The sequence below is a fragment of the Paenisporosarcina sp. FSL H8-0542 genome, assembly GCF_038632915.1.
Classification (GTDB): domain Bacteria; phylum Bacillota; class Bacilli; order Bacillales_A; family Planococcaceae; genus Paenisporosarcina.
This window is the reverse complement of record NZ_CP152050.1, coordinates 2241259-2258086: the sequence shown is the minus strand read 5'-3', so window position 1 is coordinate 2258086 and position 16828 is coordinate 2241259. Positions and strand designations below refer to the sequence as shown.

General features: G+C 40.5%; 17 protein-coding genes. All 17 read left to right on the top strand.

From position 1 onward, the window contains the following. Positions 1-2: 2 nt before the first annotated feature. The 17 genes from smc to dprA all read left to right on the top strand — a co-directional run bounded on the left by smc (position 3) and on the right by dprA (position 16814). Positions 3-3587 (top strand): chromosome segregation protein SMC, encoded by a 3585-nt coding sequence (smc, locus tag MHH33_RS11665; protein WP_342541822.1) that lies wholly within the window; start codon positions 3-5, stop codon positions 3585-3587. Positions 3588-3601: 14 nt separating this feature from the next. Then, on the top strand, positions 3602-4591 hold the full coding sequence (ftsY, locus tag MHH33_RS11660; protein ID WP_342541821.1) for a signal recognition particle-docking protein FtsY: 990 nt from the start codon (positions 3602-3604) through the stop codon (positions 4589-4591). A gap of 76 nt (positions 4592-4667) precedes the next feature. After that, positions 4668-5003: a putative DNA-binding protein gene (locus tag MHH33_RS11655; protein ID WP_016427710.1), complete on the top strand. Its 336-nt coding sequence runs from the start codon at positions 4668-4670 to the stop codon at positions 5001-5003. A 12-nt stretch (positions 5004-5015) separates the two neighbouring features. Next, positions 5016-6374, top strand: a complete 1359-nt coding sequence (ffh, locus tag MHH33_RS11650) for a signal recognition particle protein (RefSeq protein WP_016427709.1) — start codon at positions 5016-5018, stop codon at positions 6372-6374. Between the two features lie 104 nt (positions 6375-6478). Further along, positions 6479-6751 (top strand): 30S ribosomal protein S16, encoded by a 273-nt coding sequence (rpsP, locus tag MHH33_RS11645; RefSeq protein ID WP_016427708.1) that lies wholly within the window; start codon positions 6479-6481, stop codon positions 6749-6751. 14 nt (positions 6752-6765) lie between these two features. Continuing rightward, positions 6766-6999 (top strand): KH domain-containing protein, encoded by a 234-nt coding sequence (locus MHH33_RS11640; RefSeq protein ID WP_016427707.1) that lies wholly within the window; start codon positions 6766-6768, stop codon positions 6997-6999. Between the two features lie 62 nt (positions 7000-7061). Then, complete coding sequence (rimM, locus tag MHH33_RS11635; RefSeq protein ID WP_342541820.1) at positions 7062-7574, top strand: ribosome maturation factor RimM; 513 nt, start codon at positions 7062-7064, stop codon at positions 7572-7574. Next, positions 7574-8311 (top strand): tRNA (guanosine(37)-N1)-methyltransferase TrmD, encoded by a 738-nt coding sequence (gene trmD / locus MHH33_RS11630; RefSeq protein WP_342543768.1) that lies wholly within the window; start codon positions 7574-7576, stop codon positions 8309-8311. Before rimM ends, trmD begins: the two co-directional genes overlap by 1 nt. A 126-nt stretch (positions 8312-8437) precedes the next feature. Further along, on the top strand, positions 8438-8782 hold the full coding sequence (gene rplS, locus MHH33_RS11625) for a 50S ribosomal protein L19 (protein ID WP_016427704.1): 345 nt from the start codon (positions 8438-8440) through the stop codon (positions 8780-8782). Positions 8783-8885: 103 nt separating this feature from the next. Continuing rightward, entirely contained in the window at positions 8886-9446 is a 561-nt protein-coding gene (gene lepB, locus MHH33_RS11620) for a signal peptidase I (RefSeq protein WP_016427703.1), read from the top strand. A gap of 19 nt (positions 9447-9465) precedes the next feature. Continuing rightward, positions 9466-10335, top strand: a complete 870-nt coding sequence (gene ylqF, locus MHH33_RS11615; protein WP_016427702.1) for a ribosome biogenesis GTPase YlqF — start codon at positions 9466-9468, stop codon at positions 10333-10335. A 185-nt stretch (positions 10336-10520) separates the two neighbouring features. Continuing rightward, positions 10521-11285, top strand: a complete 765-nt coding sequence (locus MHH33_RS11610) for a ribonuclease HII (protein WP_342541819.1) — start codon at positions 10521-10523, stop codon at positions 11283-11285. A 13-nt stretch (positions 11286-11298) separates the two neighbouring features. After that, complete coding sequence (locus MHH33_RS11605; RefSeq protein WP_342541818.1) at positions 11299-13173, top strand: hypothetical protein; 1875 nt, start codon at positions 11299-11301, stop codon at positions 13171-13173. Continuing rightward, on the top strand, positions 13170-13454 hold the full coding sequence (locus tag MHH33_RS11600; protein WP_016427699.1) for an EscU/YscU/HrcU family type III secretion system export apparatus switch protein: 285 nt from the start codon (positions 13170-13172) through the stop codon (positions 13452-13454). The genes MHH33_RS11605 and MHH33_RS11600 overlap by 4 nt, the downstream gene beginning before the upstream one ends. 142 nt (positions 13455-13596) lie before the next feature. Next, complete coding sequence (gene sucC / locus MHH33_RS11595; RefSeq protein WP_016427698.1) at positions 13597-14757, top strand: ADP-forming succinate--CoA ligase subunit beta; 1161 nt, start codon at positions 13597-13599, stop codon at positions 14755-14757. 18 nt (positions 14758-14775) lie between these two features. After that, entirely contained in the window at positions 14776-15678 is a 903-nt protein-coding gene (sucD, locus tag MHH33_RS11590; protein ID WP_016427697.1) for a succinate--CoA ligase subunit alpha, read from the top strand. 239 nt (positions 15679-15917) lie between these two features. Continuing rightward, positions 15918-16814 (top strand): DNA-processing protein DprA, encoded by an 897-nt coding sequence (gene dprA / locus MHH33_RS11585; protein ID WP_016427696.1) that lies wholly within the window; start codon positions 15918-15920, stop codon positions 16812-16814. Positions 16815-16828 lie beyond the last annotated feature (14 nt).

Genomic DNA, 16828 nt, shown 5'->3' with positions numbered 1-16828 from the left:
ATTTGTTCCTAAAGCGACTTGAAGTCATTGGATTTAAATCGTTTGCGGATCGAATTGGCATTGATTTTGTACCAGGCGTGACCGCAGTGGTCGGTCCAAATGGAAGTGGGAAAAGTAATGTAACGGATGCTATTCGATGGGTTTTGGGAGAACAGTCCGCAAAATCACTTCGCGGCGCCAAAATGGAAGATGTCATTTTTGCAGGAAGCGACTCACGAAAAGCGCTTAATTTTGCAGAAGTTACTCTTATACTTGATAACTCAGATGAGCGCTTGCCATTGGATTACAACGAGATCAGTGTCACGAGACGCGTGTTTCGTTCGGGCGATAGTGAATACTTATTAAATAAACAAACTTGTAGATTAAAAGATATTAATGATTTATTTATGGATTCCGGGCTAGGTAAAGAAGCCTTTTCGATTATTTCACAAGGACGAGTGGATGAAATTCTCAACAGTCGTCCAGAAGACCGCCGTTCTATTTTTGAAGAAGCTGCGGGTGTTCTAAAATATAAATTGCGTAAAAAGAAAGCCGAGAACAAATTGTTTGAAACCGATGACAATTTACACAGAGTGCTGGATATTTTACACGAACTGGATAGTCGGATGGAGCCGCTTCAAATGCAAGCGTCAGCAGCCACCGATTATTTACGCATGTCCGAAGAATTAAAGGGCGTTGACTTAGGGTTAATTGCTTTTGATTTGGTACGAGTCGAAAAACGCTTAGGTGAAGTTAAGCAGGAAGTAGAAGTCTTCGAAAAGCAAGAAAAGGAACTGGAAGACCTCATAGCTAAAATGGAAACTGAGTTACATACGGTTCGTGAGCAATTGACAGAGCAGGACCGATTAATTGATGATTCACAGGAATCACTTGTTGAAGCCAGTTCTGAGCTTGAGCGCTGGGATGGGCGTAAACAATTGATGGCTGAAAAGCGTCAAAATATGGATCAGCAAATCGATAAACTTCGCTTAACCATTGATGAACTTGAAGAAGAGAAAAACCAGTTAACGACCCAGTTGGAACTAAAGCAAGCCGCTACCTCGAAAGCAAGAACGGAATTGCGAAATGTCCAACAGGAAGTCAAACAGTTGGATCATTTATTGAAACAATCCAGTGCAGAGATTGAAGTGGAAATCGAAGATCATAAGTCAACATATATTGATTTGTTAAATGAAGAAGCGACTGTCAAAAATGAACTGAAACATTTGGAGCAACAGCTTCTTCAACAACATGAATTCAAAGATAAAATGACGAATGAATATGAACAGATTACTTCAGACTTATCAACTGTCGAGATACAAAAGAAGCAAGTGGATAAGCAGTTATCACAAATTCGAAGTGAACTGGACAAAAACCTGACTGATTACAAAAAACGTCAAGAGGCTTTCTCAAAAGAAAAAGAGAAACTTGATTCCAAGCAATCGATGCTATATCAAGCTTATCAACACCAACAACAGTTGAAAGCAAGAAAAGAATCGTTAGAAGCACTGGAAGCGGATTTCTCTGGTTTCTTCCAAGGGGTCAAAGAAGTATTGGTTGCGCGTGAAAAGGGCGAACTGTCCGGCATTACAGGTGCGGTAGCAGAGCTTATTCAAGTAAAGCCTGAATATACAAAAGCGCTCGAGACAGCGCTTGGTGGAGCTATGCAACATATTGTTACCGAGTCGGATCAAGATGCGCGAAAAGCTATTGCGTTTTTGAAAAACAAACGCTCTGGCCGTGCTACATTCCTTCCGAAGACGGTCATGAAGTCGAGAAAAATACAAGCGGATACATTGAGAAGCATTGGAGGTCATCCTTCTTTCGTTCAAACAGCGGATGAACTCGTTTCCTTTGATCCATCGTCAAAATCCATTGTCGAAAATTTACTTGGAAATGTCATTGTGGTCAAAGATTTGCAAGGGGCTTCCCAAATTGCCAAATCCATTCAATATCGCTACCGAGTTGTTACACTGGATGGAGATATCGTCAATGCAGGCGGTTCATTGACCGGAGGATTCACTAAGCAACAGTCCTCTGTCTTCTCAAGGAAAGCCGAGCTGGATGAACTTTCAATGAAATTAAAAGCGATGGATCAGTCCATTCTTATAGCTGAATCTCAAGTGGCCACACTGAAAAAGTCTATTGACCAACAAGTTGAGTTACTTGAAAGTATGCGTACCGAAGGGGAACAACGCAGAGCGCAGGAATTGGAACTAAGTTCTAATCTTCGTGAACTCGAAACCGCTTTCAAGCGTCTTAATGAACGAGCATTTATTTCCAATTCGGAAACAAAAGATGTTTCAAGTCGACATGAACAAGCAAAAGAAAAGAAAAATCAAGCTCAGCAACGTCTTCATGAATTAAAGAATGAACTGGAAACACTGAATGATACAATCAATCGGTTAACCAATCTCAAATCACAGACGCTGAATGAACGGGATCAATTAACAGAACAAATGGCTGAACTTCGTTCGAAACAGGCGGTTTTAACCGAGCAATTGAATGTTTCCAACGATGTAGTTGTCGATTTGCAGGAAAAACAACAAAAAGTTTCGCAAAAGCTTGATCACGCCAAACAGGAAATGCAATGGTATGAATCTGGTGACAATCAAATGGGTCCAACTCCGGAAGAAATTGACCAGCAACTGATTGAGTGGAAAGAGAAAAAGCAAACACTTGTTGATCGTATTACCGTAGGCAAAGAAAAACGTGGACAAATTCATGTCCAACTACAACAGGTTGAACTGCAACTGAAGAAAAATCAACATTTGCATAAACAACAGTTGGACGCTTTGAGAGCCGCTGAAGTGAAGCTGAATCGTTTTGACGTTGAACAGCATACGCTGCATACCCAGCTGGAAGAAAACTATCATCTGACATTGGATGAATTGGAACTGCCAGATATGGATACATTTGAAGAAGACGTTTCACGAAAAAAAGTGAAACTGCTGAAGCAATCCATTGAAGAGTTGGGTCCTGTGAATGTAGCCTCCATTGAAGAATTCGAACGAGTTTCTGAGCGTCATGCTTTCCTGACCGATCAACGTCAGGATTTATTGGATGCAAAAGAAACATTGCATGAAGCTATTAAAGAAATGGATGAAGAAATGACGTTGCGTTTCAGTGATACATTCTACGCCATTCGGGCGCAATTCGGCCGCGTCTTCCGAGAATTGTTTGGTGGTGGCCAAGCGGATTTAGTATTGACCGATCCTTCAGATATGCTGGAAACTGGCATCGAAATCGTTGCCCAGCCTCCTGGGAAAAAGCGACAAAATTTAAGTTTGCTTTCAGGTGGAGAGCGTGCGCTCACAGCCATTGCCTTATTGTTTGCCATTCTAAACATTCGTCCTGTACCGTTCTGTATTCTGGATGAAGTAGAAGCGGCACTGGATGAATCAAATGTAATTCGTTACAGTCAATACTTGAAAAAATTTAGTCAAGATACACAGTTTATCGTTATCACCCATCGCAAAGGTACGATGGAAGGTGCAGATGTTCTATATGGAATTACCATGCAGGAATCAGGTATTTCTAAATTGGTATCTGTCAAAATGCAAGAAGATCAACCGACACTTGTCGCACAAGGGAGCGAAAGAGCTTGAGTTTCTTTAAAAAAATGAAAGAAAAATTAACAGGAACCAGTGAATCGGTTTCTATATCCGAAAAATTCAAGGATGGATTATCTAAAACACGCAATCAATTTACTTCCAAAGTGAATGATTTAGTGGCGAAGTACCGTAAAGTGGATGAGGATTTCTTTGAGGAACTGGAAGATTTATTGCTTCAAGCCGATGTTGGGGTTGAAACGGTAATGGAATTGATGGATGCGTTGAGATTTGAGGTTCAACGTAAAAACATGAAAGACACTGCTGGTATTCAATCTGTGATTTCTGAGAAGTTAGTAGAAATATACGAATCTGGTGAAGAAGAATCAAACGAACTCCTTATTCAGGAAGATGGCTTAACGGTTATTTTGTTTGTAGGGGTAAACGGCGTTGGAAAAACAACAACCATTGGTAAACTTGCACATCGCCTGAAACAACAAGGAAAAACTGTCATGCTGGCAGCTGGAGATACTTTCCGTGCGGGTGCAATTGATCAACTGCAAGTTTGGGGAGACCGCGTAGGAGTTGAAGTAATTAAACAATCCGAAGGGTCAGATCCTGCAGCGGTTATGTACGATGCGGTACGTTCAGCGAAAAGCAAAGGGATTGACGTATTGATTTGTGATACGGCTGGTCGATTGCAAAACAAAGTGAACTTGATGAATGAATTGCAAAAAGTTCATCGCGTAATCGAACGTGAAGTACCAGGTGCTCCACACGAAGTGTTGCTTGCACTTGATGCGACAACAGGTCAAAATGCATTAGTCCAAGCACAAGCATTCAAAGATGCAACAAATGTAACAGGAATTGTTCTGACAAAATTAGATGGAACAGCAAAAGGCGGAATTGTTCTGGCAATCCGTAACAAATTGCACATCCCGGTTAAATTTGTAGGGCTCGGAGAAAAAATGGACGATTTACAGCCTTTCGATACGGAGAAATATGTATACGGTTTATTTGCAGAAGGTCTGGAGCAGGAAGAAGCGGAAGATACTAAGTAGACAAGTAAAAATACTTGACGCTCAAAGTAATGCTCGATATGATACATGTAGGAAGTTGTAGGTGGGAGAGATCACAATGCTACTTGAAAAAACGACACGTATGAACTTTCTATATGATTTTTATCAGTCTTTGCTGACCGATAAACAACGAAGCTATATGCATCTTTATTATCTGGATGATCACTCACTGGGTGAAATAGCTGACGAATACGAAATCTCAAGACAAGCTGTCTATGATAATATTCGTCGCACAGAAGCGATGTTAGAAGAATACGAAGAAAAACTTAAATTACTGGAAAAATTTCAGCAACGCCAACTTGTAATGAATCAATTACAACAAGTAATTCAAGCGGAATCAGTCAATAAAGAACTAGCTTCTGAATTGATTGAGATGCTAAAAGAATCGGATTAGGAGGCGGCATGCATGGCATTTGAAGGATTAGCCGAGCGGCTGCAAGGAACCATCCAACGTATTAAAGGTAAAGGTAAAGTTTCCGAAGCAGACGTCAAAGAAATGATGAGAGAAGTCCGTTTTGCTTTAATCGAAGCAGACGTAAACTTAAAAGTAGTCAAAGAATTCGTCAAAAAAGTAAGTGAGCGTGCAGTTGGCGTGGATGTCATGAAGAGTTTGACTCCAGGTCAACAAGTCATCAAAATCGTAAAAGATGAATTGACTGAATTGATGGGTGGGGAACAAAGTCCGATTCAGTTTGCGAAAAAACCACCAACCGTTATAATGATGGTCGGTTTGCAAGGTGCTGGTAAAACAACCACTACCGGGAAATTGGCGAATATTTTGCGTAAAAAATATAACCGTAATCCTTTATTGGTAGCAGCGGATATTTATCGTCCAGCAGCCATCCAACAATTGCAAACAATTGGTAAGCAGTTATCGTTGCCTGTATTTTCATTAGGGACAGAAGTTTCTCCTGTTGAAATCGTCCGTCAAGCTCTTGAGAAATCAAAAGAAGATCACAACGATGTCATTATCATTGATACTGCGGGACGTTTACACATCGACGAGGACCTTATGCAAGAATTGAAAGACATTCGTGCATTGAAGGAACCGGATGAAGTGTTCCTAGTGGTAGATTCAATGACAGGTCAAGATGCTGTCAACGTTGCTCAAAGCTTCAACGAAAGCATCGGCATTACAGGTGTTGTCCTAACGAAACTTGATGGGGACACACGTGGTGGTGCAGCACTTTCCATTCGTTCAGTAGCTCAAAAACCGATTAAATTTGTCGGGATGGGTGAAAAAATGGATGCCCTTGAACCTTTCCACCCTGAGCGTATGGCTTCCCGTATTTTAGGGATGGGTGACATGTTGTCGTTGATTGAAAAAGCTCAAGCTAACGTAGATGAAGAAAAAGCGAAAGAGTTGGAAGAGAAATTCAGAACTCAAAGCTTTACGTTAGATGATTTTGTTGAACAACTGAACCAAGTGAAGAAAATGGGTCCTCTTGAGGACATCATTAAAATGCTTCCTGGGGCAGGTAAAATCAAAGGGCTAGAAAATGCCAAAGTTGATGAAAAACAAATGGGGCGTGTAGAAGCGATTATTTACGCTATGACACCTCAAGAAAAAACGACACCGGATATCATTAACTCCAGTCGGAAAAAACGAATTGCAAAAGGATCTGGAACGTCTATTCAAGACGTGAACCGTTTGCTTAAGCAATTCGAAGACATGAAGAAAATGATGAAGCAAATGTCGAACATGCAACAACAAAAAGGTAAGAAAAAGATGAAAATGCCTGGCTTGGATTCCCTTTTCAAGTGATTTTTCAGGCAAAATATTAGGTGTTAAGAAAAAACACTTTACAAACAAATAAATCCTTGATAATATACTATCTTGTGTGAAACTATTCGGAGGTGCTATTAAACATGGCAGTTAAAATTCGCTTAAAACGTATGGGAGCTAAAAAATCTCCTTTCTATCGTATTGTTGTTGCTGACGCTCGCGCTCCACGTGACGGCCGTCAAATCGAAACAGTTGGTACTTACAACCCATTAACAAAACCAGCTGAAGTTAAAATCAACGAAGAATTAGCGTTGAAATGGTTATCAACTGGTGCTAAACCATCTGATACAGTACGTAACTTGTTCTCTGAACAAGGCATCATGGAGAAATTCCATAACGCAAAAAACGCTAAATAATCGGGGGCAGCATAATGAAGCAGCTGATTGAAACAATTGTTAAACCATTAGTTGATTATCCGGAAGAAGTTCGTGTTGAATTAGACGAAAATGCAAACCGTATTGTCTACAAACTTTCTGTCCATGCTGAAGATATGGGGAAAGTTATTGGTAAGCAAGGTCGTGTTGCGAAAGCAATCCGTACCATTGTTTATTCAGCAGCAAGCAGTCACCACAAAAAGAAGACGTATGTCGACATTTTAGATTAAGACGCAAAGGAGGGAGCTTATGGTTCCTTCCTTTTTTGCACTTTAAATCGGGAGTGATTTTAATGAATTGGTATAACGTAGGTAAAATTGTTAATACACATGGAATTCGTGGAGAAGTGCGCGTCATTTCAAGTACAGATTTTCCTGAAGAGCGTTATGCAGTAGGTAATAAGCTGTCTTTGTTCAAAGATGGAAAATCGCCTCTAGTGTTAACTGTTGCAAGTCACCGTCAACATAAGAACTTTGATTTATTGACATTCGAAGGCTATTTGACGATTGAAATGGTGCAAGAGTTCCGCGACGGCATTTTAAAAGTGTCTGAAAATCAGTTGTCCGATTTAGAAGGGGACGAGTACTATTTCCATGAAATCCTAGGTTGTACTGTGTTTGGCCAGGATGGACAGGAAATTGGAGTGGTGACGGATATTTTGCAAACGGGAGCAAATGATGTTTGGACCGTAACGCCTGCAAAAGGGAAAGCTCATTACATTCCTTATATTGAAGATGTAGTAAAAGAAATTGATGTCGATGAAAAGAAAATCGTCATTGATGTATTGGACGGCTTATTGTCATGATGCGTATTCATGTGTTGTCGTTATTCCCAGACATGTTTAATGGTGTCTTCGGATCTTCGATTTTAAAAAAAGCACAGGAAAAGCAGGCAGTCTCACTGGCAGTAACCGATTTCCGTACGTATTCGGGCAATAAACATAACCAGGTGGACGATTATCCATATGGTGGCGGTGCAGGCATGGTGTTAAAGCCAGAGCCTTTATTTCAAGCCGTGGAGGCAATTACCGCTAGCTCCAAGAAACCTCGCATCATTTTGATGTGTCCTCAAGGGGAGCGCTTTACTCAAGCGAAAGCTGAAGAATTGGCGCTTGAAGAAGAGTTAGTGTTTTTGTGTGGACATTATGAGGGTTATGATGAACGAATCCGCGAACACTTGGTGACGGATGAAATCTCGATTGGGGATTTTGTATTGACTGGTGGAGAACTTGGTGCAATGACTGTCATCGATAGTGTCGTACGATTGTTACCTGGCGTACTTGGAAATGGAGAGTCACCCGTACAGGATTCATTTTCAACTGGATTGCTTGAACATCCACAATATACACGTCCTGCCGATTTCAGAGGGCTGAAAGTGCCAGACGTATTACTTTCAGGAAATCATGCACACATTGATCAATGGCGCAGTGAACAGTCTTTATATCGTACGTGGAGCAGACGACCAGATTTGTTGTCCAATCATGAATTGACAGCAGCTGAGAAAAAGCTCATCGCACGGTGGGAGAATGAAAAAACCAACTAATTTGCCTTGCTAGCTTCGATGAATTGTGGTATCATCTATTCTGTACTTCTATGTGAAGTGCTGAATTACGGTGTTCCGCTGCAGCCATTGTCGCTGGCATGAGCATCTGTCTAAGGAGAGAAAACCATGCAAAACATTATTACTGAAATCACTAAAGAACAACTTCGTACGGATCTTCCTGAATTCCGTCCTGGTGACACTGTACGTGTACACGTTAAGGTCGTTGAGGGAACTCGCGAACGTATTCAAATGTATGAAGGTATTGTTATTAAACGTCGCGGTGGCGGTGTAAGCTCGACTTTCACAGTTCGTAAAATTTCTTACGGTGTAGGTGTTGAACGTACATTCCCTGTACACACACCAAAAATTGCTCGTTTAGAAGTTCTTCGTCGTGGTAAAGTACGTCGTGCGAAATTGTACTACCTACGTGAATTACGTGGTAAAGCAGCTCGTATTAAAGAAATTCGATAATTATCAAATCAGAAAGGGAGCTTGGCTAACAAGCTCTCTTTCTTTTTGCTTGTCTTTATAAATACTTGTACAATATAAGTAATTGACGCAAGGGGGCAACAAAATGGAACAGACGAAAAAAGAGAAAAATGAGTTATGGGAATGGTCAAAAGCTTTGCTTATCGCATTTGGACTAGCCTGGCTTATTCGATATTTTTTATTTACACCAATCGTAGTTGATGGGGAATCGATGATGCCGACTCTTGAAGACGGAGATCGGATGATTGTCAACAAAATCGGCTATGAAGTGGGGGAACCAGACCGTTTCGATATCGTCGTGTTCCATGCACCTGAGAAGAAGGATTACATTAAACGTGTCATCGGTGTACCAGGAGATCATATCGCTTATAAAAATGATCAGCTTTATATCAATGGGAAACCTCAACCGGAACCATACTTGGACGCATATAAAAAAGATATTATTGAAGGTACATTAACAGAAGATTTTACACTTGAAGAACTGATTCAAATGGAAGTTGTTCCTGAAGGGCATGTATTTGTCATGGGGGACAACCGAAGATACAGTAAAGACAGCCGAATTATCGGTGTGGTGCCAATGGAAGAAATAATAGGCAGTACGAAAGTTATTTTCTGGCCACCAACTGAAATGGGACTTGTTGAGTAACACAGGAGGAGATTAGAAAATGACCATTCAATGGTTTCCGGGTCATATGGCGAAAGCTCGTCGTGAAGTTACGGAAAAATTAAAATTAGTCGATATTATATTTGAATTGATTGATGCAAGATTGCCGCTGTCTTCACGAAATCCGATGATTGATGAAGTGATCGGGCAGAAGACACGTCTTTTGATTTTAAATAAAATGGACATGGCTGATGATTTTCAAACGAAAAAGTGGATTCAATATTTTGAAGAACGTGGGCACCGTGCTGTTGCCATCAATTCGCTTGAAGGCAAAGGGTTACAAGTTGTGACCAAAGCAGCAAGTGAGCTGTTGTTCGAAAAGTGGGAGCGTATGCGCCTTCGTGGAATCAAACCACGAGCTATTCGTGCGATGATCGTCGGGATTCCTAACGTTGGTAAATCAACGTTAATCAACCGTCTGGCGAAGAAGAATCTAGCTAAAACGGGCAATACGCCTGGTATCACAAAAGCCCAACAGTGGATAAAAGTTGGGAAAGAACTAGAGCTTTTGGATACACCAGGTATCCTGTGGCCGAAGTTTGAAGACCAGGCTGTAGGTTACAAACTGGCATTGACAGGTGCAATCAAAGACACCATAACCAATATGGAAGACTTGGCTGTATATGGTCTGAAGTTCTTAGCTGCACATTATCCAAAACGTATGGAAGAACGCTACAAATTATCTGAAGTAGATGAGGACTTAGTTGTCACATTTGACCATATCGGGAAACTTAGACGTGCCTACGCAGGTGGTGGGGAAATCGATTATGATCAAGTTGCGCAACTTATTGTACGTGATATCCGTGGGCAACATCTCGGTAAATTGACGTTTGATATTGTGGATGAATTGGTATCAGAACCTGAACAGTAACCTTTTTTACCTTCGGGTAAGAAAGGTTTTTTTATAAACACAAGACGTTTTTTGTGGAATATCAACGGCAACCTTCAAATTGGGTTCTTATTAGAGCAAGGTGTAAATGCACGCTCTCGTTTTATATTCAATATCATCAACATTCATACATATATAGCAAAACACAGACAAAGAGGTGAAGCGGAATGCTAACAATAAAGGCAATTTCAGAACAACTTAGGAACACATCAAAACCTAATGACTGGACGAATGAACTCATGAACGATCAACGGACGGGTGTTCAAAAGCTGGTTGCGTCCTGGCTAAAGAGACTGGAAATGCAGAAAAAAGTTCAACTTGAACATGAAGAAAAGATTCATTTTGACAATAGTCACAAGCTTACGATGAATGATTTGGTAGCTGGCATAGATGAAGCAGGGAGAGGCCCTCTTGCTGGTCCTGTCGTAACTGCGGCTGTCATTTTCAAGGATTACCCGAGCGAACTTTTTGGGATAAATGACTCCAAACAGCTGTCACGCAGTAAAAGGCAGAGTTTCGCAGAAGTCATTAAAAAACATGCACATTGTTATTCCATACATATTCAAGAAGTTGAACAAATTGATACCTTAAATATCTACGAAGCGACACGGTTATCCATGATGAAAGCAGTTGACAACTTGTCGATAGAACCGCATGTCTTACTGGTTGACGCCATGAAGCTGCCTACAACAACATCACAACACTCGATCATCAAAGGGGATGCCAAGAGTCTGGCCATCGCTGCAGCATCGATATTAGCAAAAACAACGCGTGATGAAATAATGGATGAGTTTGATAAAATCTATCCAGAATATCATTTTTCGAAAAATGCCGGATACGGGACAGCTTTACATTTGGAAGCTTTGAGTGAGTTTGGTCCAACGCCCATTCATAGAAAATCATTTGAACCTATAAAATCCATGATTTCATAAAGGCGGTTTGAGCATGTCATCCACAATACAGCAATCCATTCGAACCGCAGTCACAAGTGAACAGGTTTTCTTGTTAAAACACGGTCAAGTGGTTCATGGGAGTGTGAAAAAATTATTTCCTGACCAAAGAGCCGAAGTTCAAGTGGGAAATCAAAAAATGATGGCGATATTAGAAGTTCCTTTAAAAGCCGGAGATGCTCATTACTTTCAAATAGTAGGTGATAAAGCAACTTTGCAATTAAAGGTAGTGACAGACGCTCTAAACTCTTCCAAAGCCACATCCAGTCAAACGAAGCAGTTAATGGACTCTCTTCAGTTGCCGAAAACAACCGAAATGCAGAGTATTGTGCAACAGATGGTCAAAGAGAAAATACCTCTATCTAAAGAACAGTTACTATTGGCAGAACAATGGCTGAAAGAAATCCCACCACAGGTTAAAATGGAAGAAGGTTTGTTGGCGATTCAGAAACTGAGTGAGCTCAATTTATTATTTACGAATGAAAACTTTCGCACGTTAATCAGCGGACAAGATAAGAATGGCTTACATCAGCTATTGGATGCATTTAATATAGCGTTACAAAATGATACGTCCATTCCATCCAGCCAAAAGGGAAACCTTGATAAAGCATTAGCGCAAATATCTCAGCCTTTCTCAAATGAACTTGGCGGGGCAATACTCGGACAAGTGATTGAACGATTACAATCACAGAAAACAAGCGAAAGTGACAAGCTGGCATTGTTGAATTTGTTGAAAGACGTTGGACTTGTCCCAAAACAAGCAACACTTGCCAACTGGTTAAGTTCACAAGTAACATCCATTGAATCACCAGCTGATGGGCAAGGTTTGCAAGTTGGACAACTACTTCTTCAATTGCAAAACCCAGTTCGAGCTCAGGAACTATTGAAATTTCTTCAAAACATGATTCAACAGAATCAACTTCTATCAGCTGAAGGAAAAGATGAAATCCAACAACTGATTCAAAAAGTAGTGCAGATAGCACCTCAAACGCGAGAATGGAATACGGCTATAAAGTCTTTAATAAATGAAGTATTAAAGGCATTTGCCGAAGCAAGTCAATCCCAACCATTTCACACTGACCAGAAATTGTTTACACCAAAGGATTATGTGTTGTCCATATTAACTTCCTTGAACGGTAAAGAGTTGGACGCAAAGGTATTTGAACAATTAACACTGCTATCTAGTAAATCCAATCAACTACCCGTTCAGCAAGCTTTTATTACAGCAGAAGCTACAATTCAATCTGGAATAAACAGCATAGCGATCGAACAAGCAATGAAACAAATACTTGGCAATATCGGATTTGCTTACGAAGCAAAATTAGCGAAAGGAGCGAATCTGAGCCAATTAAGTGATTCGCTTAAACCCCAATTGCTGGCATTACTACAAAATCAAGCGATTGCAACCACGTTGAAAGAAACAGCAGAAATGATTGTTTCCCGGTTGAATGGGATGCAAATATTATCGGGTGAAAATGGTCCTCAACATCAGTTTCTTATGCAAGTTCCACTGGATTTTCTCGGAAAACGCATGGATGCCTCACTGCAATGGAATGGTCAAATGAAAGAGGATGGGAAAATCGATTCCAATTATGCCCGTGTCATGTTTTATCTGGACTTAGCTTCTTTGAAAGAGACTGTAATTGATATGCAAATACAAAATCGTGTTATCACAATTAATATTTTTAACGAAAGTGATGCATTAATGCCTTATGCAGAACAGTTCAGAGAAGCGCTTAAAACAGGTCTTAGCTCGTTAAATTATCAATTATCAGGCGTATTTATGAAAAGTTATATAAAGCAACCGGAGCCCCATCCAATATTGACAGAGGCGCAAGTAAGCAAGTGGGGAGTGGATGTTCTAATATGAGGGAAGAAAACAAGACCATCAAAGAAGCTGTCGCATTGACATATAAACAGAATGTAGAAAATGCCCCGACAGTCATAGCTAAAGGCAAAGGTGTAATTGCTGAAAATCTAATAAAAAAAGCACATGAACATAAAATTCCCATACAAGAAGATCCTAGTTTAGTGTCGCTGCTTGGCCAATTGGATATTAATGAATCGATTCCTGAAGAGTTGTATCAAGCGGTTGCAGAAGTGTTTGCATTTATTTACCGGATTGACAAGTCGCATGGCATGAATAAATAGAAAAACTCTTTTTTCGACAAAAAAGTACAGAATATTCGATGTTTCAGTAATATTAAGGACAAGTGTGGACATTGTATGACAGGTTTTATACAATGGTTAAGGTAGTAAATTACTTGACAGAAGTTTGATTGGAGGATGTAAAATGAATATCCATGAATATCAAGGTAAACAACTCCTCAGACAATATGGTGTCGCAGTGTCGAACGGTTTAGTTGCTTTTTCTCCTGAAGAAGCAGTAAAAGCTGCAAAAGAACTAGGCACTGAAGTTGTCGTGGTGAAAGCTCAAATCCACGCAGGTGGTCGTGGTAAAGCTGGCGGTGTTAAAATCGCGAAGAACTTGGATGAAGTTCGTACATACGCGAAGGAACTTCTTGGTAAAGTCCTTGTCACTCATCAGACAGGTCCTGAAGGAAAAGAAATCAAGCGTCTTCTAGTTGAAGAAGGCTGCGACATTAAGAAAGAGTACTACTTAGGTTTAGTACTTGACCGTGCAACTTCACGTGTAACTCTTATGGGTTCTGAAGAGGGCGGAATGGACATTGAAGAAGTTGCTGAAGCAACTCCTGAAAAAATCTTCAAAGAAGTAATCGATCCAGTTATTGGATTAACAGGCTTCCAAGCTCGTCGTATGGCTTTCAACATGAACATTCCAGCTAAGCTAGTAAACAAAGCTGTGAAATTCATGCTTGGTCTTTACCAAGTGTTTGTTGAAAAAGATGCGGCAATCGTTGAAATCAATCCACTAGTTGTAACAGGTGGTGGAGACGTTATGGCACTTGACGCGAAGTTTAACTTCGACGCTAATGCTTTATACCGTCATAAAGACATTTTGGAATTACGCGACTATGACGAAGAAGATGCAAAAGAAATCGAAGCTTCTAAATATGACTTAAGCTATATCTCATTGGATGGCAACATCGGATGTATGGTTAACGGTGCTGGACTAGCTATGGCAACAATGGATACAATCAGCTACTACGGCGGATCACCCGCTAACTTCCTTGACGTTGGGGGCGGTGCGACAGCTGAGAAAGTAACGGAAGCATTCAAAATCATTCTTTCAGACAAAAATGTTAAAGGGATCTTCGTTAACATCTTTGGCGGAATCATGAAGTGTGACGTTATCGCTGAAGGCGTAATCACAGCTGCGAAAGAAGTTGGATTGCAAGTACCTTTAGTTGTTCGTTTGGAAGGTACAAACGTAGAACTTGGGAAGAAATTATTGAATGAATCTGGCTTAAACATTATTGCGGCTGGCTCTATGGCTGATGGCGCGCAAAAAATTGTTGAACTTGTAGGCTAAGAAAGGCAGGGACAAAAGATGAGCGTTTATATTAACAAAGATACGAAAGTACTCGTGCAAGGTATTACGGGATCAACAGCTCTTTTCCATACAAAGCAAATGCTTGAATATGGTACAAAAATCGTCGCTGGTGTAACTCCAGGTAAAGGCGGAACTGAAGCTGAAGGCGTACCCGTTTTCAATACAGTAGAAGAAGCTGTGAAAGCAACTGGCGCTAACGTGTCCGTTATTTATGTTCCAGCTCCATTCGCTGCAGATGCTATTCTTGAAGCAGTAGATGCTGACTTGGATATGGCGATTTGTATTACTGAACACATTCCTGTTCTTGATATGGTAAAAGTTAAACGCTATATGGAAGGCAAGAAAACTCGTTTAGTCGGACCGAACTGCCCAGGTGTTATTACACCTGAAGAATGTAAAATTGGTATTATGCCAGGATACATTCACAAAAAAGGCCATGTAGGCGTAGTTTCTCGTTCTGGTACACTAACTTATGAAGCAGTACACCAACTTTCTCAAGAAGGTATTGGACAAAGTACAGCTGTAGGTATTGGTGGAGACCCAGTAAACGGAACTGACTTCATCGATGCATTATCTGCATTCAATGAAGATCCAGATACGTATGCAGTAGTAATGATTGGTGAGATCGGCGGAACAGCTGAAGAAGAAGCTGCTGAGTGGATCAAAACTAACATGACTAAACCTGTAGTAGGATTCATTGGTGGACAAACAGCTCCTGAAGGTAAACGTATGGGCCATGCCGGTGCGATTATCTCTGGTGGTAAAGGTACAGCTGCTGACAAAATCAAAGCGATGAATGAAGCTGGCATGGAAGTTGCAGCTACTCCATCTGTTATTGGTGAAACTTTAATCAAAGTGATTAAAGAAAAAGGCTTGTACGATCAATGTAAAACACATTAATCTAAAATAAATGCTCGAAACGTTGTTAAATCAACGTTTCGGGCTTTTTTGATTTTGTCTAATAATATAATTCTTTATAACAAGCGGTTCTAACATCTAATTTATATAGAAGAAACTCAGAAAAGTAGAAGTCGAAAGTAGTCGAAAACTGGTCAATTTATAAATAACAGATTAATATAAAAGAAAGCGACGCATCGTCGGATGTTTCGCTTCTTTATCTATAAAAAAGGAGGAAATGCATGATCAATCTATCATTTCATCATCGTTTATTGGCGCTTCACTACGTTTTGCCAATCCCTCTAAATCGCTTGGAGCCCCTACTTCAAGTAGATTCTGAATTAGCATCATGCGAGGCAATGGATATCAATCAGCTTTCGAAATTATTGAGACTGACTCCTGAACGTGCCAGGAAATTTAAAGATGCATATGCAAAAGTGCTTGAAACCCCCCTTATACAAGCATATAACTCGAATAACATTACCCCAATCCCATTTAACCATCCTAATTATCCCAAACAATTAAGAACACTTTATGACCCGCCAACAATTCTTTACGCGAAAGGCAATATTGATTATTTAACGATGAAATATTACGTGTCCGTCGTTGGTGCGAGAGACGCAACGGACTATTCGAGAGCTTCGATGTCATTGATTCTTCCTCCACTTATTGAGTATGATATGGTCATTGTCAGTGGCATGGCGAAAGGTGCTGATGCAATGGCTCATCAGGCAACTCATAATCTTGGTGGAAAAACCATCGGAATCCTTGGTCATGGTCACTTCACCCGCTATCCCAAAGAGAATGACCAGTTATATACGATCATGGAAAAGCATCATTTAACTTTGACGGAGTATCCACCGTACGTCACCCCGCAAAAATGGTATTTTCCTATGCGAAACCGGCTAATCAGCGGTATTTCTCAAGCACTGGTTGTAACAGAGGCAAAAGAAAAAAGTGGAACAGTCAGTACCCTCCAACATGCTTTGGACAATGGAAAAGATGTCTATTGTGTCCCTGGTCCCATCACCTCAATGCTGTCACTCGGACCCAACCGGTCGCTATTAGATGGGGCTAAACCAATCTGGAATGGCTATCAAATTGTAGAAGATTTTCAAGGATTGTCTATTCAAAATTGAACAATGTAATGAAA

Bases quoted from the DNA above. Each gene is read 5' to 3' on its own strand.
- ftsY (WP_342541821.1), top strand. From the start codon at position 3,602: ATGAAAGAAAAATTAACAGGAACCAGTGAATCGGTTTCTATATCCGAA.
- MHH33_RS11655 (WP_016427710.1), top strand. From the start codon at position 4,668: ATGCTACTTGAAAAAACGACACGTATGAACTTTCTATATGATTTTTAT.
- ffh (WP_016427709.1), top strand. From the start codon at position 5,016: ATGGCATTTGAAGGATTAGCCGAGCGGCTGCAAGGAACCATCCAACGT.
- rpsP (WP_016427708.1), top strand. From the start codon at position 6,479: ATGGCAGTTAAAATTCGCTTAAAACGTATGGGAGCTAAAAAATCTCCT.
- MHH33_RS11640 (WP_016427707.1), top strand. From the start codon at position 6,766: ATGAAGCAGCTGATTGAAACAATTGTTAAACCATTAGTTGATTATCCG.
- rimM (WP_342541820.1), top strand. From the start codon at position 7,062: ATGAATTGGTATAACGTAGGTAAAATTGTTAATACACATGGAATTCGT.
- trmD (WP_342543768.1), top strand. From the start codon at position 7,574: ATGCGTATTCATGTGTTGTCGTTATTCCCAGACATGTTTAATGGTGTC.
- rplS (WP_016427704.1), top strand. From the start codon at position 8,438: ATGCAAAACATTATTACTGAAATCACTAAAGAACAACTTCGTACGGAT.
- lepB (WP_016427703.1), top strand. From the start codon at position 8,886: ATGGAACAGACGAAAAAAGAGAAAAATGAGTTATGGGAATGGTCAAAA.
- ylqF (WP_016427702.1), top strand. From the start codon at position 9,466: ATGACCATTCAATGGTTTCCGGGTCATATGGCGAAAGCTCGTCGTGAA.
- MHH33_RS11610 (WP_342541819.1), top strand. From the start codon at position 10,521: ATGCTAACAATAAAGGCAATTTCAGAACAACTTAGGAACACATCAAAA.
- MHH33_RS11605 (WP_342541818.1), top strand. From the start codon at position 11,299: ATGTCATCCACAATACAGCAATCCATTCGAACCGCAGTCACAAGTGAA.
- MHH33_RS11600 (WP_016427699.1), top strand. From the start codon at position 13,170: ATGAGGGAAGAAAACAAGACCATCAAAGAAGCTGTCGCATTGACATAT.
- sucC (WP_016427698.1), top strand. From the start codon at position 13,597: ATGAATATCCATGAATATCAAGGTAAACAACTCCTCAGACAATATGGT.
- sucD (WP_016427697.1), top strand. From the start codon at position 14,776: ATGAGCGTTTATATTAACAAAGATACGAAAGTACTCGTGCAAGGTATT.
- dprA (WP_016427696.1), top strand. From the start codon at position 15,918: ATGATCAATCTATCATTTCATCATCGTTTATTGGCGCTTCACTACGTT.